This is a genomic window from Arthrobacter sp. PvP103 (assembly GCF_017833075.1).
Taxonomy (GTDB): domain Bacteria; phylum Actinomycetota; class Actinomycetes; order Actinomycetales; family Micrococcaceae; genus Arthrobacter.
Genome location: NZ_JAFIBQ010000001.1, coordinates 2,626,865 through 2,648,162, shown reverse-complemented (window position 1 = coordinate 2,648,162; position 21,298 = coordinate 2,626,865). Strand labels below are relative to the sequence as shown.

At 66.8% G+C, this 21,298-nt stretch carries 16 protein-coding genes; 11 read left to right on the top strand and 5 right to left on the bottom strand.

The window, feature by feature from the left end; translation table 11 throughout:
* Positions 1 to 51: 51 nt before the first annotated feature.
* Positions 52 to 2,211 (top strand): heavy metal translocating P-type ATPase, encoded by a 2,160-nt coding sequence (locus tag JOE41_RS12195; protein ID WP_209752490.1) that lies wholly within the window; start codon positions 52 to 54, stop codon positions 2,209 to 2,211.
* 16 nt (positions 2,212 to 2,227) lie between these two features.
* Positions 2,228 to 2,869 (top strand): class I SAM-dependent methyltransferase, encoded by a 642-nt coding sequence (locus tag JOE41_RS12190; protein WP_209752489.1) that lies wholly within the window; start codon positions 2,228 to 2,230, stop codon positions 2,867 to 2,869.
* A gap of 56 nt (positions 2,870 to 2,925) precedes the next feature.
* Here the strand turns inward: JOE41_RS12190 and JOE41_RS12185 are convergent, their stop codons facing one another.
* Entirely contained in the window at positions 2,926 to 4,101 is a 1,176-nt protein-coding gene (locus JOE41_RS12185) for an acyl-CoA desaturase (protein WP_209752488.1), read from the bottom strand.
* Positions 4,102 to 4,114: 13 nt separating this feature from the next.
* Positions 4,115 to 5,239 carry a ferredoxin reductase gene (locus JOE41_RS12180; protein WP_011690065.1) on the bottom strand — a complete coding sequence of 375 codons (1,125 nt, stop codon included), beginning with the start codon at positions 5,237 to 5,239 and terminating at the stop codon, positions 4,115 to 4,117.
* 99 nt (positions 5,240 to 5,338) lie between these two features.
* On the opposite strand from JOE41_RS12180, the gene JOE41_RS12175 reads away from it, so the two are divergent.
* On the top strand, positions 5,339 to 6,541 hold the full coding sequence (locus JOE41_RS12175; RefSeq protein ID WP_209752487.1) for a CdaR family transcriptional regulator: 1,203 nt from the start codon (positions 5,339 to 5,341) through the stop codon (positions 6,539 to 6,541).
* 8 nt (positions 6,542 to 6,549) lie between these two features.
* Here the strand turns inward: JOE41_RS12175 and JOE41_RS12170 are convergent, their stop codons facing one another.
* Both JOE41_RS12170 and JOE41_RS12165 read right to left on the bottom strand, forming a co-directional pair.
* Positions 6,550 to 7,965 (bottom strand): GAF domain-containing serine/threonine-protein kinase, encoded by a 1,416-nt coding sequence (locus JOE41_RS12170; protein WP_209752486.1) that lies wholly within the window; start codon positions 7,963 to 7,965, stop codon positions 6,550 to 6,552.
* Between the two features lie 78 nt (positions 7,966 to 8,043).
* Positions 8,044 to 9,657 (bottom strand): peptide chain release factor 3, encoded by a 1,614-nt coding sequence (locus tag JOE41_RS12165; RefSeq protein ID WP_209752485.1) that lies wholly within the window; start codon positions 9,655 to 9,657, stop codon positions 8,044 to 8,046.
* Between the two features lie 360 nt (positions 9,658 to 10,017).
* Here JOE41_RS12165 and disA point away from each other — a divergent pair, with 360 nt between their 5' ends.
* Entirely contained in the window at positions 10,018 to 11,094 is a 1,077-nt protein-coding gene (gene disA, locus JOE41_RS12160) for a DNA integrity scanning diadenylate cyclase DisA (protein WP_011690061.1), read from the top strand.
* Between the two features lie 30 nt (positions 11,095 to 11,124).
* Here disA and JOE41_RS12155 read toward each other — a convergent pair whose 3' ends face one another.
* Positions 11,125 to 12,855, bottom strand: a complete 1,731-nt coding sequence (locus JOE41_RS12155) for an exo-alpha-sialidase (RefSeq protein ID WP_245200704.1) — start codon at positions 12,853 to 12,855, stop codon at positions 11,125 to 11,127.
* Between the two features lie 180 nt (positions 12,856 to 13,035).
* Between JOE41_RS12155 and JOE41_RS12150 the strand changes: the two genes are divergently transcribed.
* The 7 genes from JOE41_RS12150 to JOE41_RS12120 all read left to right on the top strand — a co-directional run bounded on the left by JOE41_RS12150 (position 13,036) and on the right by JOE41_RS12120 (position 21,292).
* Complete coding sequence (locus tag JOE41_RS12150) at positions 13,036 to 14,679, top strand: ABC transporter substrate-binding protein (protein ID WP_209752483.1); 1,644 nt, start codon at positions 13,036 to 13,038, stop codon at positions 14,677 to 14,679.
* 33 nt (positions 14,680 to 14,712) lie between these two features.
* Positions 14,713 to 15,669, top strand: coding sequence for an ABC transporter permease (locus JOE41_RS12145; RefSeq protein WP_011690058.1), 957 nt, complete (start codon positions 14,713 to 14,715; stop codon positions 15,667 to 15,669).
* Positions 15,670 to 15,672: 3 nt separating this feature from the next.
* Positions 15,673 to 17,796, top strand: coding sequence for a dipeptide/oligopeptide/nickel ABC transporter permease/ATP-binding protein (locus JOE41_RS12140; RefSeq protein ID WP_209752482.1), 2,124 nt, complete (start codon positions 15,673 to 15,675; stop codon positions 17,794 to 17,796).
* A complete protein-coding gene (locus tag JOE41_RS12135; RefSeq protein WP_209752481.1) occupies positions 17,793 to 18,599 on the top strand; it encodes an ATP-binding cassette domain-containing protein in 807 nt (268 codons plus the stop codon). Before JOE41_RS12140 ends, JOE41_RS12135 begins: the two co-directional genes overlap by 4 nt.
* Positions 18,600 to 18,636: 37 nt before the next feature.
* The gene (locus tag JOE41_RS12130; protein WP_209752480.1) at positions 18,637 to 19,566 is read left to right on the top strand and encodes a dihydrodipicolinate synthase family protein; all 930 of its coding nucleotides are present in this window, start codon (positions 18,637 to 18,639) and stop codon (positions 19,564 to 19,566) included.
* 68 nt (positions 19,567 to 19,634) lie between these two features.
* A complete protein-coding gene (locus tag JOE41_RS12125; protein ID WP_209752479.1) occupies positions 19,635 to 20,609 on the top strand; it encodes an ROK family protein in 975 nt (324 codons plus the stop codon).
* The gene (locus JOE41_RS12120; RefSeq protein WP_209752478.1) at positions 20,606 to 21,292 is read left to right on the top strand and encodes an N-acetylmannosamine-6-phosphate 2-epimerase; all 687 of its coding nucleotides are present in this window, start codon (positions 20,606 to 20,608) and stop codon (positions 21,290 to 21,292) included. Before JOE41_RS12125 ends, JOE41_RS12120 begins: the two co-directional genes overlap by 4 nt.
* Positions 21,293 to 21,298 lie beyond the last annotated feature (6 nt).

The window sequence follows — 21,298 nt, the reverse complement described above, 5'->3', positions numbered from 1 at the left end:
TGTTGTCGGTAGATCCCCATCACCAAGGGTGAAGCCTCAAAGGAGCACATCATGGAACCCCGCCACGGTGCAGGCCAACTGCACACCGGGCAGCCGGATCAGGGCCAGCCGCACGCCGGCCACTCTGCGCATCCGGAGCACGGCACCCACCATCTGCCCGGCCAGGGCACTCAGCCGGCCGGCCACGGGCCCGTTGACGACGAACACATGGTCCACAGCCACGGCCAGCATGCCGGCCACAGCGTGGCGATGTTCAAGAACAGGTTCTGGCTGACGCTTGCCTTGGCCGTGCCGGTGGTCTTCTTCAGCCCGATGTTCGGGCACCTCCTGGGCTACATGCCGCCGGCCTTCCCCGGCTCCACCTGGATCCCGCCGCTCCTGGGCACCGTGATCTACCTGTACGGAGGCAAGCCGTTCCTCCGCGGCGGGCTCACCGAACTCAAGTCCCGGAAACCCGGCATGATGCTTCTGATCGGCATGGCCATCACGGTGGCCTTCGTTGCGTCCTGGGCCACCAGCCTGGGGATCGGCGGATTCGATCTGGACTTCTGGTGGGAGCTGGCGCTTCTCGTCGCCATCATGCTGCTGGGCCATTGGATCGAAATGCGGGCGCTCGGCTCGGCCCAGGGGGCGCTGGATGCCCTGGCTGCGCTGCTTCCCGACGAGGCGGAACGCATCACGGACGCCGGCTCCGAAACCGTCGCAGTTTCCGAACTCCGCTCCGGCGATCTCATCCTGGTCCGCTCGGGCGGGCGGATGCCGGCTGACGGCATCGTCAGCGACGGGCAGGCGGAGTTCGACGAATCCATGATCACGGGCGAGTCCAGGACCGTCCTGCGTTCGCCGGGAGATCCGGTGGTGGCCGGAACGATCGCGACGGACAACGCTGTCAGGGTACAGGTCTCCGCCATCGGCGAGGACACGGCCCTGGCCGGAATCCAGCGGCTCGTTGCCGAGGCTCAGGCGTCGTCCTCCAAGGCCCAGGCCCTCGCGGACCGGGCAGCGGCGTTCCTCTTCTACTTCGCCGCTGGCGCCGGCGTCATCACCTTCGCCGCCTGGACGCTGATGGGCAGCATTTCCGACGCCGTGACACGCACCGTGACGGTGCTGGTCATTGCCTGCCCCCATGCGCTAGGGCTTGCCATCCCGCTGGTGATCGCCATTTCCACCGAACGCGCAGCCCGGGCCGGCGTGCTGATCAAGAACCGGATGGCACTGGAGCGCATGCGGACGGTCGACGTCGTGCTTTTCGACAAAACCGGAACCCTCACCAAGGGCGAGCCCGAACTCAAGGACGTGGCCGCAGTTGAGGGGATGGACCGGGACGGGCTACTGGCTCTGGCCGCCGCCGTGGAATCGGACAGCGAGCATCCAGTGGCACGCGCAATCGTCGCGGCCGCCCGCGGGCGCGGGCTCACCGTCCCCAAAGCCACGGACTTCAGCTCCATGACCGGCCGCGGCGTCCGTGCCGGCATCGACGGCAGGACTGTGTATGTGGGCGGTCCCGCCCTGCTCCGCGAACTGGGAGCAAACGAGCCGGAGACGCTTGCAGCCGTCACGGCAGCCTGGATGGACCGGGGAGCCGCCGTCCTCCACGTGGTGGACGACGGCGGGCGGGTCCTTGGCGCCGTCAGCCTTGAGGACGCCGTGCGACCGGAATCCCGCCAGGCTGTGGCGGCCCTGCAGAACCGCGGGATCAAGGTGGCCATGATCACCGGGGATGCGCGCCAGGTGGCCCGGGCGGTCGCCGCCGACCTCAAGATTGACGAGGTCTTCGCTGAAGTGCTCCCGGCGGACAAGGACAAGAAGGTCGCCGAACTCCAGGGCCGCGGACTCCGGGTGGCCATGGTGGGCGACGGGGTCAACGACTCCCCCGCACTGGCCCGGGCGGAAGTGGGCATCGCGATCGGCGGCGGGACGGATGTGGCAGTGGAGTCCGCCGGTGTGGTCCTGGCCGGCAACGATCCACGGGCCGTGCTGTCCATGGTGGACCTTTCCCGGGCGAGCTACCGGAAGATGTGGCAGAACCTCGTCTGGGCCACGGGCTACAACATCATTGCGGTGCCGCTGGCCGCCGGTGTGCTGGCCTTCGCAGGGGTCGTCCTGTCCCCCGCCGCGGGTGCCGTGCTGATGTCCGCCTCCACCATCGTGGTGGCCCTCAACGCGCAGCTGCTGCGCCGGCTGAAGCTCAACCCGGCGCAGGCGCGCTGAACACGAGGAGCCACCGATGCCGGAAGCCAGCCAACGGAATTCGTCCTTCGGACAACACTTCGCCCGCGTAGGTCCGCGCATGGACGCGCGCGGCGCAGCGGACCACCGGCGGCGCCTCGTCGAGGCAGCGCACGGCACCGTCGTCGAAATCGGGGCGGGCTACGGCGCCACCTTCCCCTTCTACCCTTCCGCCGTGACCAGCGTGCTGGCGCTCGAACCGGACCCGACGCTCCGGGCGCTGGCGCTGGCGGAGGCAATCCGGGCACCGGTTCCCATCACGGTCCAGGACGGCACAGCGGAATCACTGCCCGCGGCGGATGGATCCGTGGACGTAGTGGTCTCCAGCCTGGTCCTGTGCAGCGTGGCGGACCAGTCCGCCGTCCTGACGGAAACGCTGCGGGTTCTCCGGCCCGGCGGCCTCCTGCTGTTTTACGAGCATGTCCGCTCCGAACACCCTGTACTGGCAGCTGCCGAGGACCTGTTCACCCCGCTATGGAGCCGGCTGGCCGGAGGATGCCATCCGAACCGGGACACAGCCGGCCGGATCGCGGCCGCGGGCCTCACGCTGCAGCACGTGGAACGCTTCGGGTTTTCAGCCCTCCCCGGCAATCCGCGGATAGCCCACGTTCTCGGTGCAGCGGAAAAGTTGCGGACATGACAAGGGCGCCTGCCGCAATGGCAGGCGCCCTTTCACTCAAACCTGGGAGTAGGTGGTTAGGCCTTCCTGGGCGGCAGCGCCAGCTTGAAGACCTTTGCCCACGTGGAGCCGACCTGCTTCCAGATCGGGCCCGTGGTGTACGGCAGGCCGTAGCGCTTGCAGATCTCCTGCACCTTGGGCGCCACCTCGGCATAGCGGTTGGACGGAATGTCCGGGAAGAGGTGGTGCTCAATCTGGTGCGAAAGGTTTCCGGTCATGAGGTGCATGAACTTGGAACCGGAGATGTTGGCTGAGCCGATCATCTGGCGCACATACCAGTCCCCGCGGGTCTCCCCTTCCACCATTTCCTCGGTGAACGTGTCCGTCCCCTCGGGGAAGTGCCCGCAGAAGATCACCGCGTGGGCCCAGACGTTGCGCACCGCATTGGCGGTCAGCGTGCCGTAGAGCGCCTGCTTCCCCGAGCCGGTCAGCATCGCGACGGCGGGAGTGGCGGCGTAATCCTTGGTGAACTGCTTGAGCGCCTTGACGCCCAGGGCCTTGAGGTCCTTGACCAGCGCTTCCTTGGACTTCTTGCCTTCCTTGTAGTCCTGGAGCTCAAGGTCGTAGATCGCGATGCCCCACTCGAAGACCGGTGCCAGGATGGCGTTATACAGCGGGTTGCCGAGGTTGAACGGCTTCCACTCCTGCTGGGGGTCCATCCGCAGCAGGTTGTATCCGACGTCGTTGTCCTTGCCCACCACGTTGGTCCAGCGGTGGTGCAGGTCATTGTGGGTGTGCTGCCAGGCGCGTGCCGGGGTGACAAAGTCCCATTCCCAGGTGGTGGAGTGGATATCCGGGTCCCGCATCCAGTCCCACTGGCCGTGCAGCACATTGTGCCCGATCTCCATGTTTTCCAGGATCTTGGCCAGGCTGAGCAGGGTGGTGCCGGTAATCCAGGCAGCCTTGTTCCGGCTCACCAGGAGCGTCGCGCGGCCGGAGATCTCCAGCCCGCGCTGGATCTTGATCATCCGTCGGATGTACGCGGCGTCGGAGGCGCCGCGCTTCGCCAGAATGTCGTCCTTGATGGCATCAAGTTCGCGGCCCAGCTCAGCCACCTGCTCGTCGGAGAGGTGTGCTGCGGCCGGCGGACGGACCAGGGGGCTGCCGGACGCGGCCAGCGCACCTCGCCGCGTCTTCGCGGGCACGACGGCGTCTTCCGTGGTCTCGGCTTCGTGGTTGGTAACTATTGCCATGCGGTGGTGCTCCTCAAATGTCGAGGTTAACGGGTCCGGCGGCTGCCGATACACACGTCTGGATTAGTTGGCCCGGCTCGCCGTGGACTTCGCCGGTGCGGAGGTCGCGGACATGCCCTGCCCGCAGGGGGATGAGGCAGCTGTGGCAGATGCCCATCCGGCAGCCGCTGGGCATCAGCACGCCGGCGTCTTCGCCGACGTCCAGCAGCGGCGTACTTCCGTCCGCCTCCACCTCGCGGTCGGAGGCTTCAAAGGTGACCAGCCCGCCGTCGTGCCCTGCACCGGCTGCCAGGCTGGTGGTGAAGCGTTCGATGATGAGGTTGATCGGGTCGGCCGCAAACGGCCCCTCCGGCTGGTGGGATTCGCCGTCCGCCGCGGAACTTTCGGCCGCCGCAGCGGCGGCCTCTGCGGACCACAGCGCCTCGGCGTCGTCCAGGAAGCCCTCCGGGCCGCACGCATAGGCTGCGCGATGGCGCCAGTCCGGGCAGAGTTCGTCCAGCACGGCGGGAGAGGTGAAGTCCATCCGGCCGCGTTCGCCGGTAAACCAGTGGGTGACCTTGAAGTTGGGGAACTGGTCGGCAAGCTCCGAAAGTTCTTCCCGGAAGATGCTGTCTTCCGGGGTCCGGGCTGAGTGGATCAGCACGACGTCGGAGTCCGGGCGGTGCGGCACCAGCGTGCGGACCATGGACATGACGGGGGTGATGCCGCTGCCGGCGGTAAGCATCAGCAGCGGGCGGGGGTGCTCCGGGAGGACGAAGTCGCCCTGCGGCGGAGCCAGGAACAGCACGTCGCCGGGGCGGGTGTTGCGGACCAGTACGCCGGAAACGGCACCTACGTCGGTGACCGTGATGGCGGGATCCTGCCCGGCGGGGGCGCTCAGGGAATAGGAACGCCAGTGCCGCACGCCGTCGAGTTCGACGCCGATGCGGGCCCACTGGCCGGCCTGATGGGCCTTCCAGCCGCGGCCTGGTCGGAAGAAAATGGTGGCGGAATCGGCCGTCTCGGCGACCACCCTGGTGACTATGCCGCGCAACTGGCGGGCAGAGAACACAGGATTGAAGAGCGACAGAATATCTTCTGGAGCTAGCGGGGTGGTCAGTACAGATGCGGCGCGCGCCAGCTTACGGAGCCGGATCATGTTATTAACCTTATGTTGGATCGAGGCATATTTCTTCTCCCAAGGCATACGATCGAACGTTCTAAACTGTTCCCCCGAAACAACTTATGGAAGTCTCTCATGAACCCTCCGGCCTCGAAGAGTCCCGCCGCTCCGGCTTACGATCCGCCGTGGCTCGCCCTGCCCCGGGAGGTCAGCGACCTGCTGCGTCCCAAGATGCCCGGCATCGTAGAGGCCATCATCGACGCCGTCCCGCAACTGGTTCCCGCCTACGCCAGGCCTATCGAGGGCCGCTTCGGGCGCGGCCTGCGGCGCGGGGTGGCAGCGGCACTGGAGCGGTTCCTGCAGCTGCCGGGCACCAGGCTCCCCGCCCTGTCCGAGGAAAGCCGGCAGCTCGTGGCGGGGCTCGGCAGCGGCGAATTCCGCCAGGGCCGAAGCATGGACGCCCTGCTGAGCGCGTACCGCATGGGTGCCCGCGTGACGTTCCGGGAGATGTCCCGCATCTCGATGGAAAAAGACCTGGGCCAGAGTGTCGTGGTGGACCTGGGCGAATCGATCCTGGCGTACATCGACGAACTGTCCGCCGTGAGTGCCGAGGCCTACGCCTTTGAACAGTCCGAGCGAGCCGGGGCCGTGGACCGGCGCAGGACCGAACTGCTGGAGCTGCTGCTGATGGGCCAGGCGGACGAAGCGGCCCTGCGGCAGGCGGCCTCCATGGCCGACTGGTCGCTGCCGGCGAGGCTCGTGGTGGTCACGCTCCCGCTGGACCGGTCCGCAGGGCTTCGGCTGCAGCTGGGGCCGGGAACACTGGTGGTTGAGCGCGAAACGGATGCCGTGGCACTTGTCCCGGCCCGGAAGTCCGAGGCCGCCCGGGCGGCGCTGGAGAAGGCGTTGAAGGGCAGGTCCGCTTCCGTGGGGCCGGCCGGCAGCTGGGAGAAGGTACCCGACTCGCTGCGGCTCGCCGTGCTGGCGGCCTCGGTGCTGCCGCCGCGGGAAGGCCCCGAGGATCCGCCCATCTGGGCGGATGACCACCTGGCCCAGATCGTGCTCGGCTCCGAGCCCTCGGCCATCGCGGAACTGGCGGAGCGCAGGCTTGCGCCGCTGGAGGGCCTGCGTCCGGCGCAGCGCGAACGGCTGGCGGAGACCCTCCTCTCCTGGCTGCGGCACTGGGGCCAGCGGGCTCCGGTGGCGGCCGAGCTTGGCATCCATCCGCAGACAGTGGGTTACCGGGCGGCCCAGCTGCGGGAGCTCTTCGGCGATGCGCTGGAAGACCCTCGGGCCCGGTTCGAGCTGGAACTGGCCCTGCATGCGGGGCGGCGCTAGGCGGCCGTTCATCGGGCGGACGCCACTGCGCTGCGGCTTTGCAGCCGCAGCTCAAGGTCGTTCATCACGATGGCGGCCAGGTCCTCCAGGGCGCGGGAATCCTCGGCGGTGAACTCCCGCGGCTGGCGGTCCAGGATGCAGATGGTCCCGAGGTTGTAGCCGTCGGGAGTGCGCAGCGGCACTCCGGCATAGAACTGCAGTCCGAACTCCCCCGCGACGAGCGGGTTCGCCAGGGTGCGAGGGTCTGTGACTGCGTCCGGAACCACCCAGACCTCGTCCTGCAGGATGGCGGAGGCGCACAGCCCGGGGTCCCGCCCGATCTCGCCTACCTCGGTCCCGTGATGGGCCTTGAACCAGATCCGGTCGTGGTCCACCACGCTGACGATGGCCACGGGCACGGAGAACATCCGCGCAGCCAAGCCTACGATCCGGTCGAACGTGCCGTCCGGGGGCGAGTCCAGGATCCGGTAGCGTTCGACGGCGCGCATCCGCGCCTCTTCGTTCGCGGCGGAACCGTACGACGGCGGTGCTTCCGCCGGCACCTCGGACGGAGACGGACTGATGCTCCGCCGGCGCCCGGCGGCGCTGATGACTTCCTGCCGGAGGGCAAGGGAAACGTCCCGGGCACCCGGCCGGGCCGAAGGCTCGCGGGACAGCATGGAACTGAGCAGGGCAGCCCATTTCGGTGCCACGACGTCGGGGATGTGCGGATCCCGCAGGAGCCGTGCCATGGCTGAGGCGATCGGCGCACCCGGGTACACCGGATTGCCGGTCAGACCCTCGAGCAGGACCAGCCCCAGGGAGTACACATCGCCGGGCGGTCCCACCGGCTCGCTGGCGGCCTGTTCCGGGCTGAGGTACTGCGGGGTGCCGGAACTTTCCGCGGGGCCGGTGCGGTTACCGTCCCCGAGGATCATGGCCACGCCGAAATCGCTCAGCTTGGCACGTGGCCGGCGGTCATCGTTGTTGTAGTCCACCAGGAGGATGTTGGCCGGCTTGACGTCGCGGTGGACGATGCCGTGATGGTGGATATACGCGAGTCCGTCGGCGAGATCGTGGCCGATCAGCGCCAGATGCGCGGCGTTGATGGGACCCTGGGCCGCGCGTGCGCGCAGGTCCGGTCCGCGGACCAGTTCCATGACCAGGTACGTGCGGCGGTGCCGGGGATCGCTGAAGTCCGCTCCTGCGTCCAGCAGGGTGACCAGCGCGTGGTGGCTAATTCCGGCCAGGATACGGACTTCCTCCCCCTGGCGGCGCGTGTGGTCCAGGTTTCCGGGATCGTCGCGGAAGAGTTTGACCGCGACTTCGCGCTGCAGGAGTTCATCGAAGGCCCGGTAGACGCCGGACTGGCTCCCGCGGCCAATCAGGGCCTCAATCCGGTATCGGCCGCTGAGGAGGTAGCCGGGTTCCATGCTTGCAGCCATGATCGGCCTCTCAGCTGTTTATTTGATAAGTATGCTTATGATATCCCGGCGATGGTCGCGGAGTCGACGCAAGGCCCGCTATTTGGCGGGGTTGTGCGTGCCGATCGGCAGCAGTGTCAGGTCCGGGTGGTTCTTTTCGATCCGGCGCAACGCCCAAATGTCGTTGAACAGGGCCAGGTATTCACCGTCGGAGCGCAGCAGCACCTCGGCGCCCGGCACGTTGGCCAGGGCGGGCATGGCGTCCGCCGTCGAAATCCTTGCCATCGAATACGGGAGCCGCTCCAGGCGCATCGGCGCGCTGAAGTCGTGCGCCATGCGGTCCTCCACCACCTCGAACTGCATGGGGCCGACGGCGGCGAGCACCGGCGCCTGGTCGCCGCGGATGTCGGAGCGGAGCACCTGGATGACGCCTTCGTGCTCGAGCTGCTCAATGCCGCGGCGGAACTGCTTGAAGCGGCTGGGGTCCTTGGAGCGTGCCACTTGGAAGTGCTCCGGCGCGAACAGCGGGATCGCGGGGAACTCCACGGGTTCGTCCAGGAACAGGCTGTCACCCACCCGGAGGGACGAGGCGTTGACCAGGCCGACCACGTCGCCGGGGAACGCTTCGTCAATGACCTCGCGCTCACGGCCGAACACCTGCTGGGCGTACTTGGTGGCGAATGACTTGCCGGTCCGCGTCTGCGTCACCACCATGCCGCGCTCGAACACGCCGGAGCATACGCGGATGAAGGCCACGTGGTCGCGGTGGGCCTTGTTCATGCCGGCCTGGACCTTGAAGACAAAGCCCGCGAACGGGGCATCCACCGCACGCGGTTCGCCTTCGACGTCGGGCCGCGGCGCCGCCGGCGGGGCGAAGTCCACCAGGGCGTCGAGGATTTCCTTGACGCCGAAGTTGAGGGCCGCGGAGCTGAAGAGGATCGGAGTGGCCTTGCCTGCGTGGAAGGCGTCGACGTCGAACTCCAGGTTGGATTCGATGACCAGCCCCGCTTCGTCCACGGCGTTGGACCAGTCCTCGCCCTGGTTGACGGCGGCTTCCTCGGGGGTGAAGTACTCGGTGAGCGCGATGTTGGCGCCGGCGTTGTTGCGCTGGAACCGGGCGAAGCGGTCGTTGCGGAGGTCCCACACGCCGCGGAAGTCGCCCGAGATGCCCACAGCCCAGGTCAGCGGCATCGGCTGGAGTCCCGTGCGCTCGGTGATTTCGTCCATGAGGGCCAGCGCATCCAGGCCGGGGCGGTCCCACTTGTTGATCACCGTGATGATGGGCAGGTTGCGCTGCTTGCAGACCTCGAAGAGCTTCATGGTCTGTGTTTCCAGGCCCTTGGCCGCGTCAACCAGCATGACTGCGCAGTCGACGGCGGCCAGGACGCGGTAGGTGTCCTCGGAGAAGTCCGCGTGGCCGGGGGTGTCCAGCAGGTTGATCACGGTGTCCCGGTAGGCGAACTGCAGGGCTGCGGAACTGATGGAGATGCCGCGGTCCTTTTCCATCTGCATCCAGTCCGAGACCGTTTCCTTGCGGTTGGCCTTGCCGCTGGACGCGCCGGCCGTGCCGATCACCTTCGCATGCAGGGCCAGCGCTTCGGTGAGCGTGGACTTGCCGGCGTCAGGGTGGGAAATGACCGCGAAAGTCCGACGCCGGGCAGCCTGCTTGTGAATCTCCTGGACTCGGGCGGGGCTAAGGACTTCTTGAGACACGGTGCTACTTTCGCTGCGACATGGGGGCTGGTAAGGGATGCGAACGTGAGGTGAACGCGATTTTAACGCGGGGGCCGGCAGGCGTGAACTGTGCAGCCAAGGTTTCCAGTTTATCGCAGGGCGGCAGGAGCCGCCGGTGGGCGCCCCAACTGCCGTCTCCCGCCGCCGTCGCCAGGGGCCTTCCGGAGCGCCGGCAGCACCAGTCCAAACGGGCCACTTTGAGGCTTGTCCGTGCGGTTAATGCGCTTCTTTGCCCCTAGTATGGAGCCAGTGGGGAAATGAGTACTTTTGATCCTGCCGGCGGAATCGTAAAACCGGCATACTTGCAGGCAGCGGCTTGCACCTTTGAAGGGAAAACCTATGGCTCGGAGCCCTGAAGATTCGCTTAAGGCGACTCTGGGCAGAGTGGCTCCAGGCACCGCTCTGCGCGATGGCCTGGAACGCATCCTCCGCGGGCGCACCGGCGCGTTGATCGTTCTGGGCTCGGACCGCACCATTGAATCCATCTGTTCCGGCGGATTCGATATCGGGATCGACTTCTCCCCCACCAGGCTTCGCGAACTCGCCAAAATGGACGGCGCCATCATCTGCGACAAGGACGCCGGCAACATCCTCCGGGCCGCTGTGCAGCTGGTTCCGGACTCGAGCATCGAGACCCAGGAGTCCGGCACCAGGCACCGCACGGCCGAACGCGTCGCCATCCAGACCGGCGTCCCGGTGATCTCCGTCAGCCAGTCCATGCAGATCATCGCCCTCTACGTGAACGGCCTGCGGCACGTCCTGGAAGGCTCCGAGAAGGTCCTTGCCCGCGCCAACCAGGCGCTGGCCACCCTGGAACGCTACCGTTCCCGCCTGGACCAGGTCACGAGTTCCCTGTCAGCGCTGGAAATCGAGGCCATGGTGACAGTCCGGGACGTCGCGGTGACGCTGCAGCGCCAGGAAATGGTGCGCCGGATCTCCGAGGAAATCTCCCAGTACGTCCTTGAGCTCGGCGAGGACGGACGGCTGCTTTCGCTGCAGCTGGATGAACTCACAGTGGGCCGGGGACCCGGCAGCGATGTGATCATCCGCGATTACGCCGGACCCAACGCGTCGCCGGAGGACATAGATGGGGCCGTCAGCGCCCTGCTGAGCCTCGGCCCCACCGAGCTGATCGACCTGAGCAGGATCGCCGGCATTATCGGCTTCGCGGGCGGCGTTGAGACCCTCGATGCAGTCGTGCAGCCGCGCGGATACCGCCTCCTGTCGGGCCTGAAGGCGGTGCCCAAGGCCGTGGCGGACAGGCTCGTTGACCACTTCGGCGGCCTTCAGTACCTGATGGCAGCCACCATCGATGACCTCATGACCGTGGACGGCATCGGCGACCAGCGCGCCCGGACGGTCCGGGAGGGACTAAGCAGGATGGCCGAGGCGAGCCTGCTGGACCGGTTCCTCTAGACGTCGCCGCGCACCAGCTCGCGGCTTGGTTTACACCGGGCCAATGTCCACGCTGCCGTCTGCCATGTTGAACGTGAAACGGCGCTCCAGCCGCCCGTTCCCGCCGGCCGCCGTCCACTCCACCCCGTACCTGACGTCCAGCGAACCGCGCCCCACATCCTGCGCCGTCACGGTGCAGACAGGGGTGAAGTACAGCGATTCCTCGCCGGGCTGCAGGTCTGCCGGGCCGAACTCTTCCGCCCCCGGACCAGTCAGCCGCACGCCGGCCAACACCTCCGGGCCGCTGTTGCGTGCGCGCCCGGTGAAGGCAAGGATGTCCCCCGCCTTGTAGCCGGTGGTGACCGGCCCGTAGTTCAGGTCCTGCGCCTCGCGGGTTCCGACCACTTGGGCTGACTCCGGCGAGTACCCCTGGCCGATCTCCTTCCACGTGTGGACGTCCCACTGCCCCGCATCGGCGGCCAGCACGTGGAATTCGCCGGCGTTCTGCCACACCTCGGGACGGCCGGGCGTGATGGAGCGCAGTTCCATGTCGAATACCATCCCCGATGCCGCGGGGCCGGAAGCCCTTCCGGAAGGCTGGTCTGGCCGAGCAGAGTCCTGGCGGGCGTCACGGCGGTTGCCCTGACGGAGTGCGGCGGCATCCGTGAGCTGGGCCGGCGGAATGGAGCAGAACACAATTTCCCGGTAGCCCTGGCGCTCGTAGAGGACTCCGATGTTCCCGTCGGGCAGCCTGGCCGCCGTTGAATACGCCGAGCTGCCCGGGCAAATGACGAGCTTCGCCGGCCAGCTGGCCCCGTTGTCCCGGGAGAGGCTGAGCACGGTGTTGCGGCGCAACGCGGTGTCGTGGTTGTTGGTTGCCAGCAACCACGCGTCCGTTTCTGCGGTGGCGTGGCCTAGCGGAAGCGGCAGACCGTCAAATCGGGTCACCGAGCCGTTGTCGCTGGGATCGGGAAGGTCCGCAATGGCGGTCAGCGGACTCCAGCTGTGCCCGCCGTCGCCGGAGAGCGCTGATAGCCGGCGTGGAGTGGCGCGGCTGTGGAGCAGGAGCCTGCCGTCGTTGAGGCAGGCGACCTTGTTCTCGTTGGGTGCCGCCTCGCCAACTGTCGGCGCGCCTGCTTCCCCACCCGCCGTCGAAGGACCGATGAACTCCCCCAGCGTCCAGGTTTCGCCGTGGTCGTCGCTGTAGGCGGACGCCGCCAAAATGTTCCCCTGCACCAGGACCACATACTGCTGGACGAGTCTCCCGGAGAACGGCCCGGCATGGATTTGGATGCCCTGACCCGCCGCGGCGAAGATTCCGGTAATTCCGCGGCCCCGGCCGGCCGCGAGCTTGAGCTGGTCCGTGAGTCGGCGGTGCCGCCAGGTCAGCCCGTCGTCGTCGGAGTAGCTGACGTCGCAGTGCTGGACGTCGCCGTCGTTCCCCGCTCCTTCGGCGGCTTCAAAGAAGCCTGCGCGAGTGCCGGCCGCGTGGAACATGAAGATCCGGCCCGTTTCGGCGTCCACCAGCAGGCTTGGATCCCCGTACCCTTCAAGCCCGACGCCGGTGCGCACCACCTGCTGGGCTTGCCAGGACCGGCCGCTGTCCCCGCTGCGCCGTAGCAGAAGATCTATCGGGCTGGGAAGATCATCAAGGTTGGGTCGTCCGTCATAGGCGGCGAGCAGGGTGCCGCGGGCCGTCACAGCCATCGCGGGAATCCTGTACTGCCGGTAGCCGCCCCTGCCGCGTTCAGCCAGTACGTGTTCCGTGGCGGGACGCGCCATTGGAATGCCATCGGCTGAAGAAAAGAGGTGGGATGTCATATCTCCAGAGTAAATGCCCGGTAACGCAAGTCAAAGCGACCCCGCTCACACTTGACGGAAGCATGTGACCACCCTTACAGTTTTTCCTACGAGCATCGGACGTCCTACATCCGATAACTATTCTGAACGGTGAGGCATCTCATGGATAAGACGATCAAGAACCGTCCGCTGGTCAACTCCGCCAGCCGCCGGAGTTTCCTGAAATTGAGTGGTGCGGCGGGCATCGCGGCTGCTTTCGCCAGCTCACTGGCGGCCTGCGGGGGCCCTGCTGCCACCACGGCAGGCGCTTCCGGTTCAACGGCGCCGATCAACAAGGACCTCATCATCGAGGCCGGCATCTCCTACGCCCTGTCCACCGGGTTTGATCCGCTGTCCTCCTCCGGCGCCACACCCCTGGCCGCCAATCTGCACGTCTACGAAGGCCTCATCGAACTGCACCCGGCCACCCGCGAGCCGTACAACGCCCTGGCTGCCGCGGACCCCAAGATGGTCAGCCCCACCACCTACCAGGTGTCCCTCCGCCAAGGCGCCAAGTTCCACGACGGCACTCCGGTCACGGCAGACGACGTTGTCTTCTCGTTCACCCGTGTGATGGATCCGGCAAACAAGTCGCTCTTCTCGCAATTCATCCCCTTCATCAAGGAAGTCAAGGCCGTTGATGCGGCCACGGTCGAGTTCACCCTCAAATACGCTTTCCCGGGCTTCGGCCCGCGGATTTCCGTGGTCAAGGTTGTCCCCAAGGCCCTGGCCAACTTCCCGCTGGGCTCGGAACAGCTCAAGGCCTTCGATGCCAAGCCGGTGGGCACCGGCCCGTACAAACTCATCTCGGCAGTCAAGGACGACAAGATCGTTTTCGAAGCCAACCCTGACTACAACGGCCCCATGCCGGCCCTCGCAAAGGGCATGACCTGGCTGCTGCTCTCCGACGCCGCAGCGCGCGTCACCGCCATGCAGTCCGGCCGCGTGCAGGCAATCGAGGACGTCCCCTACCTGGACGTGGACGGCCTCAAGACCAAGGCCGCCGTGGAATCCGTCCAGTCCTTCGGCATGCTGTTCCTGATGTTCAACTGCACCAAGGGACCGTTCAGCGACAAGCGCGTCCGCCAGGCCCTGCACTACGGCCTGGACAAGGACTCCATCATCAAGAAGGCCCTGTTCGGCAACGCCAAGGCAGCCAGTTCCTACTTCCAGGAGGGGCACCCGGACTACGTCAAGGCGAAGAACGTCTACTCCTACGACGCCAACAAGGCCGCGGACCTGCTCAAGGAGGCCGGGGTCACCAGCCTGGAGTTCGAACTGCTGACAACGGACACCGCCTGGGTCAAGGATGTCGCCCCGCTGATGCTCGAATCCTGGAACAAGATCCCCGGGGTGAAGGTCACACTCAAGAACCTGCAGTCCGGTGCCTTGTACGCGGACCGCGTGGGCAAGGGCGACTACAGCGTGGTTGCGGCTCCGGGCGACCCCTCGGTCTTCGGAAACGACGCCGATCTGCTGCTGAGCTGGTTCTACGCCGGGGACACCTGGATGAAGGGCCGCGCCAACTGGGCCGCCACCCCTGAGCGCGCACAGCTCGTGGACCTCATGGCCAAAGCCGGCCAGTCCGCCGGGGACGAAGCCAAGAAGCTGACCGGCGAAATCGTCGACCTCGTTTCCGAGGAAGTGCCGCTGTACCCGATCTTCCACCGCCAGCTCCCCAGCGCGTGGGATTCCACCAAACTCAGCGGCTTCAAGCCGCTGCCCACCACCGGCGTCTCCTTCGTCGGCGTCGGCCGCACGGCCTAGGCCAAAGCCACACCAGATCAACCGGAGAATACATTGGTCACGATATTGCGTCTGCTCGGCCGAAGGCTCGCAGCACTGCCCCTGATGATTTTGGGCATCACCTTGCTGGTGTTCCTGGTCCTGCAGGCCGCACCCGGCGACCAAGCCAGCAGTGCCCTCGGTGAGGGCGCCAGCGAGGAAGCCAAGGAACAGTACCGGCAGGACAACGGCCTGAACGACCCGTTGTTCCTGCAGTACCTGGGCTTCCTCGCCAAACTGCTCCGCTTTGACCTGGGAGTCACCACTCCCCCGGCGAAGTCTGTGGCCACCATGATCGGTTCGGCCTTCCCGCTGACCCTCCAGTTGACGCTGCTTGGCGTGCTGATCGCCGTTGCACTGTCGCTGGCCTTCGGAATCGTCGGGGCTCTCTACCGGGACAAGTGGCAGGACCAGCTGGTGCGGGTGTTCTCAATCGCGGCGGTCGCCACGCCGTCGTTCTGGCTGGGCATCCTGCTGATCCAGTGGTTCGCCCTCGGCTCCAGCCCGATGTTCCCTTCGGGCGGCATCGCGACGCCGGAATCCGGTTTTGGCGGCTGGCTCAACTCGATGGCCCTGCCGGCCCTCGCCCTCGGTATTCCGGTCTCGGCGTCCCTCATCCGCGTAGTCCGCACCTCCATGGTGGAGGAACTGGACCGGGACTACGTCCGCACAGCCATCGGCAACGGCGTCCCCTACCGCGAAGTAGTGTCCCGGAACGTGCTGCGGAACGCCCTGGTCACCCCGGTGACCGTGCTGGGACTCCGGATCGGCTACCTGCTGGGCGGCGCCGTCGTGATCGAAATGATCTTTGCCCTTCCCGGCATGGGCCAGCTGATCCTCAACGGCATCACCAACCTCGACGTCAACCTGGTGCAGGGCGTAGTGCTGACCATCTCGGTCACCTTTGTCCTGGTGAACATCGCCGTCGACCTTCTCTACCTGCTCATCAACCCCCGAATCAGGACGGTCTGACCCATGCGAAGCAAACTCGCTGAACGGCTCAGTGCCCCCGGGATCCGCTTCAAGGCCCTACCGTGGAGCTCCCGCTTTGCGCTCGTGTTCCTGGTGGCCGTCATCGCCGCCGCCATCCTGGCTCCGGTACTCGCCCCGCACGACCCGCTCGAAACCTTCATCCCCGCCACCTCGCCCGGCGGTGAGCACCTCTTCGGCACCGACCGGCTGGGCCGGGACATCTTCTCCCGACTGCTGTACGGCTCGCAGTCCTCGCTGCTGATCGGCCTCGGCGCCGTGGCGCTGGCGGTAGCGGCAGGCGCCCTGCTGGGATCCCTGGCAGCCACGTCCAGCAAAGCTGTCAATGAACTGATCATGCGCCTGATGGACATCCTCATGGCGTTCCCCGGCATCGCCCTGGCCGCGGTCCTGTTGGCCGCCTTCGGCAACTCGATACCCACCATCATCGTGGCGATTGCGGTCATCTATACCCCGCAACTGGCCCGCGTGGTGCGTGCCAACGTGCTGTCGCAGTACGGCGAGGATTACGTCCGCGCCGAACGGGTGATCGGTGCAGGCCGGTTCTACATCCTGCTCAAGCACATCGTCCGGAACACCGCAGCCCCCGTCCTCGTATTCGCCACGGTCATGGTGGCGGATGCCATTATCCTCGAGGCCTCGCTGTCCTTCCTCGGCGCCGGCGTGCAGGATCCTGCTCCGTCCTGGGGCAACGTGATCTCCTACGGCCGCAACCTTGTCCTCTCGGGCGGCTGGTGGGCCACCACCTTCGCCGGCCTCACCATCCTGCTGACCGTCCTGGCTCTGAATATCCTGGCCGAAGGCCTCACCGACGCCATGGTGAACCCGAAACTGCGCAGGGCTCCCGTCGTAAAGGACGACGACGGAACTGCTTCATCGGTTGCCGGCGCCGCTGTGGACACTGAGGTTGCCACGTCCGTCGCCCAGCCGTCCGTGGTGGAAGAACACGAGCTCGACGGCGTCCGCGCGGCTTCCGGTGATGCCCTCACCGAGGAGCACTACAACACGTCAGCCCTGCTGACTGATGCAAAGGTGGCCGCCGCCAGCCCGCACGTCCTGCTCGACAGGGAACTGGAACTGCTGGCGGCCATCGAAGCCAAACGCACCGACCGCCTCCCCCAGGTCCCGTCCGGCGCACGCAACGTCCTGGAGGTCAAGAACCTGTCCATCCGTTTCCCGGGCCGCTTCGGCGACACCGCGATCGTGGACAACGTCTCCTTCACGGTCCGCGAGGGAGAAACAATGGGCCTCGTTGGTGAGTCCGGCTGCGGCAAATCGATCACCTCGCTTGCCATCATGGGGCTCCTGCCCAAGACGGCGCAGATCTCCGGATCCATCACGTTCGATGGCAAGGAACTGCTGGACCCGGCCACCGGCCACAGCAGCCCCAAGGCCTACGAAGGGCTGCGCGGCCAACAGATCGCCATGGTCTACCAGGACGCCCTGAGCTCCCTGAACCCCTCCATGAAGATCAAGGAGCAGATGGAGCAGCTGACCCGCCGCGGCGGACGCAAAACCCCCACTGAGCTGCTGGAGATGGTCAAGCTGGATCCCGTCCGCACGCTGGCCAGCTACCCGCACGAGCTCTCGGGCGGCCAGCGCCAGCGCGTGCTGATCGCCATGGCGCTCTCCCGTTCACCGAAGATCGTTGTTGCCGACGAGCCCACCACCGCCCTGGACGTCACCGTCCAGAAGCAAGTTGTGGACCTGCTCAACGAACTGCGCGAACAGCTCGGCTTCGCCATGGTCTTCGTCAGTCACGATCTTGCGCTCGTTGCATCCCTGGCGCACCGCATCACGGTCATGTACGCGGGCCAGGTGGTGGAATCCGCGCAGGCCTCCGAGCTCCTGCAGAACCCGAAGCACGAGTACACCCGGGGATTGCTCGGTGCCGTCCTGTCCATCGAGGCCGACGCCGTCCGCCTGCACCAGATCCCCGGCACCGTGCCGTCCCCGCGCGACTTCGCCCCGGGCGACCGCTTCGCGGCGCGCTCACTGCGTGCCGACGCCGATCCCAACCAGCGGCTGGTCCTCACAGCCGTTCGATCCACCCAGGGCAACGACGCTGACCACTACTGGGCGAGCCACCTGAAGGAGGACGCGAAATGAGTGAATCAACCGGCAAGCCGGTCATCGAACTCAAGGACCTGAAGGTCTACCACCGTGCGCGCACCGGCGGGCTGTTCCGGCCGAACATCGTCAAGGCAGTCGACGGCGTGGACTTCACCATCAGCCGAGGCGAAACCGTCGGCATCGTGGGTGAGTCCGGCTGCGGCAAATCAACGCTGGCTTCGGTACTCGTGGGGCTCCAGCAGCCGACGTCGGGCCAGGTCCTCTTCCATGGCAAGCCCGCCATCAAGCGCAACGCAGCCATGCGCAAGGAATTCGGCCGCTCCGTCTCCGTGGTCTTCCAGGACCCGGCAACTGCCCTGAACCCGCGCATGACCATCCAGGACATCCTGACCGACCCCCTGCAGATCCACGGCATAGGCACCGGGGCCACCCGTGCTGCCAAGGTCAAGGAACTCCTGGCGCTGGTAGGACTGCCGCAATCAGCGGCCGAGGTCACGCCGTCGCAGGTGTCCGGCGGCCAGCGCCAGCGTGTGGCGATCGCCCGCGCCCTGGCGCTGGATCCGGACATCATCGTCGCGGACGAGCCGACGTCGGCCCTCGACGTCTCCGTCCGCGCCCAGGTGCTGAACCTGCTGTCCGACCTGAAGACCCGCCTGAACCTCGGCATGGTGTTCATTTCGCACGACATCCAGACCGTCCGCTACGTCTCGGACCGCATCTGCGTCATGTACTTCGGCAAGATCGTCGAACAAGGCACAGCCGCACAGGTCTTCGACAACCCGGGCAACGACTACACCAAGAAGCTGCTGGGCGCCGCGCCCAGCCTGCTCCACATCTAGCTTTTCCCTTCATCAGTTCCAAACAACGGAGAATTCTGTGTCCACTCAGTTCCAGGGCGTCATCCCCCCGGTCATCACCCCCCGCCACGCCGACGGCAGCATCGACACCTCGTCGCTGAAGAACGTCACCAGGCACCTGATAGATGGCGGCGTGTCCGGCCTTTTCGTCCTCGGGTCCTCCGGTGAAGTCCCCTACATGACCAACGCGGAGCGTGAACTGGTGGTCTCCACCATCGCCGACGCGAACGCGTCTGTTGGTGCTCGCGCAGTACCCCTGATCGTGGGCGCCAACGAGCAGACGACCAACCGCGTCATCGAAGAGGCCAAGAAAGTCATCGACCTCGGCGCCGACGCGATCGTGGTCACGTCCATGTACTACGCCATCGGCAACGCCGCGGAAACCGAAACGCACTTTCGCAGCATCCACGCCGCCGTCGACAAGCCGATCTTCGCCTACGACGTCCCGGTCCGCACCCACTTCAAGCTGCCCACGGACCTGCTGGTCCGCCTGGGCCGCGACGGGGTGATCGCCGGCGTCAAGGACTCCTCCGGCGACGACGTCTCGTTCCGCCAGCTGCTCCTGGAGGCCAAGGACATCCCGGACTTCGACATCTTCACCGGCCACGAAGTCGTAGTGGACGGCGCCCTCCTCGGCGGCGCCCAGGGCGTTGTCCCGGGCCTCGGCAACGTTGACCCCGCCGGTTACCGCCGTCTGTTCGACGCCGCCCAGGCCGGCGACTGGGCCACCGCCGCCCGCGAACAGGACCGCCTGGCCGACCTCTTCGAAATCGTTTACGCCCCCAACGGCCGGGTTTCCGGCGGAGCCGCCGGCCTGGGCGCCTTCAAGACCGCCCTGCAGCTCATGGGTGTCATTGAATCCAACACCATGAGCCAGCCCATGCTGTCCCTGAACGACGACGAAGCCGCCGCGATCCGCACTATTCTCGAGCGCAACGGCCTGGTCTAGGTCCAGCCCCGGCAATCGGGGTTCGGACCACGTGGTCGAGGAGGTCGAGATCCTTTGTTAGGAAAAAGATGATTCACGCAATCGGCGTTGACCTGGGTGGCACCAAGACTGCTGCCGGGGTTGTTTCGGGGGCCGGGGAGGTGCTGTTTTCGGCGACCATTCCGACGCTGAACCGCGACGGCGGCGAAGCGATCCTGAACGCGACAGCGGCGCTGGTTTACGAGCTCACTTCCCGGGCCAGGGCAAATAACCTTGGGATTGTCGGAGTGGGCGTCGGCTCGGCCGGCGTCATTGATGCCGGGCGAGGTGTGGTGGTGTCAGCAACGGATGCCATCCTGGACTGGGCCGGGACTGAGCTGGCGGCGGGGCTCGCCGGACGGCTCGGCCTCGCCCCGGAGTCGGTGCGTGCCGTTAATGATGTCCACGCGCATGCGCTCGGCGAGGCATGGACCGGGGCTGCCGCCGGAACCTCAAGTTCGCTGCTGGTGGCCTTCGGCACAGGGGTCGGCGGCAGCTTAGTCCTGGCGGGTACTCCCGTCCTGGGTCACCGCTACGTGGCCGGTCACCTGGGCCACATAGCGTCCCCCTTCGCGTACAGCCGCGGCCGGGCCCTGCCGTGCGTCTGCGGAAGGGCCGGCCATGTTGAAGCGATTGCGTCCGGGCCGGCGATCCGCGAGGCCTACGTGCGCCTCGGCGGCTCCCCCGAGGTCCCGGACACCCGAGCGGTTTTCGGGTTGGCGCACGACGGCGATGCTGCCGCCGCGACGGCGGTCAGGGACGCCGCCACCGCTGCCGGGCAGGCGGTGGGAGGCCTCGCCAATGTTCTGGATCCTGAACTCCTGGTAGTGACCGGCGGCCTGGCCGACGCCGGCGAACTATGGTGGAAGCCGATGGAGGCAGCCCTTCGGGCTGAATTGCTGGCTCCGCTCGCGGGGATGCCTGTCCGCCCGGCCGCCCTGGGCAACACTGCTGCCGTGATCGGCGCCGCCAGCCTTGTCCTCAACCCGCCCAGCTCCGTAGAAGACTTCCGGGAGACACTTTGATCCTCACGCCACAGGGCCTTACCGCTCTCCGTTCACAGCTGGTTGTCTCCTGCCAGGCCTATCCCGGGGAGCCCATGCGGGACCCCCGAACCACCGGACAGATTGCCGCGTCAGCGGTGATAGGCGGGGCTGCCGCGGTCCGTGTCCAAGGGCTGGCGGACGTCCAGTTCACCCGCGCCGCCGTCGAAGTTCCCGTCATCGGACTCTGGAAGGACGGCCACGACGGCGTGTTTATCACCCCCACGCTTCGCCACGCGCTGGCCGTGGCGAACGCCGGCGCCCATGTGGTGGCCCTGGACGGCACGCGCCGCGAGCGCCCGGACGGGCTATCGCTCGCGGAGACGATCGCCGGCATCCGTGCCGAATCCCACGCGCTGGTGATGGCCGACTGCGGTTCCCTGGACGACGCCGCGGCAGCTGTGGACGCAGGGGCCGACATGGTTGGCACCACCCTGGCCGGTTACACGGGCGAGCGCCCCAAGACAGCAGGCCCCGACCTTGCCCTGCTGGAGCAGATCGCCTCCGCGGAGCTCGGCAGGCCGCTGATCGCCGAAGGACGGATCCACACCCCTGCCCAGGCCCGCCAGGCGCTCGACGCCGGCGCTTTCGCCGTCGTTGTCGGAACCGCCATCACCCATCCGGCTACTATCACCGGCTGGTTCTCCGACGCCCTGCGTTCCTGATCCGCC

Coding starts and splice junctions, on each gene's coding strand:
- JOE41_RS12195 (WP_209752490.1), top strand. CDS start 52: ATGGAACCCCGCCACGGTGCAGGCCAACTGCACACCGGGCAGCCGGAT.
- JOE41_RS12190 (WP_209752489.1), top strand. CDS start 2,228: ATGCCGGAAGCCAGCCAACGGAATTCGTCCTTCGGACAACACTTCGCC.
- JOE41_RS12185 (WP_209752488.1), bottom strand. CDS start 4,101: ATGGCAATAGTTACCAACCACGAAGCCGAGACCACGGAAGACGCCGTC.
- JOE41_RS12180 (WP_011690065.1), bottom strand. CDS start 5,239: ATGATCCGGCTCCGTAAGCTGGCGCGCGCCGCATCTGTACTGACCACC.
- JOE41_RS12175 (WP_209752487.1), top strand. CDS start 5,339: ATGAACCCTCCGGCCTCGAAGAGTCCCGCCGCTCCGGCTTACGATCCG.
- JOE41_RS12170 (WP_209752486.1), bottom strand. CDS start 7,965: ATGGCTGCAAGCATGGAACCCGGCTACCTCCTCAGCGGCCGATACCGG.
- disA (WP_011690061.1), top strand. CDS start 10,018: ATGGCTCGGAGCCCTGAAGATTCGCTTAAGGCGACTCTGGGCAGAGTG.
- JOE41_RS12155 (WP_245200704.1), bottom strand. CDS start 12,855: ATGGCGCGTCCCGCCACGGAACACGTACTGGCTGAACGCGGCAGGGGC.
- JOE41_RS12150 (WP_209752483.1), top strand. CDS start 13,036: ATGGATAAGACGATCAAGAACCGTCCGCTGGTCAACTCCGCCAGCCGC.
- JOE41_RS12140 (WP_209752482.1), top strand. CDS start 15,673: ATGCGAAGCAAACTCGCTGAACGGCTCAGTGCCCCCGGGATCCGCTTC.
- JOE41_RS12135 (WP_209752481.1), top strand. CDS start 17,793: ATGAGTGAATCAACCGGCAAGCCGGTCATCGAACTCAAGGACCTGAAG.
- JOE41_RS12125 (WP_209752479.1), top strand. CDS start 19,635: ATGATTCACGCAATCGGCGTTGACCTGGGTGGCACCAAGACTGCTGCC.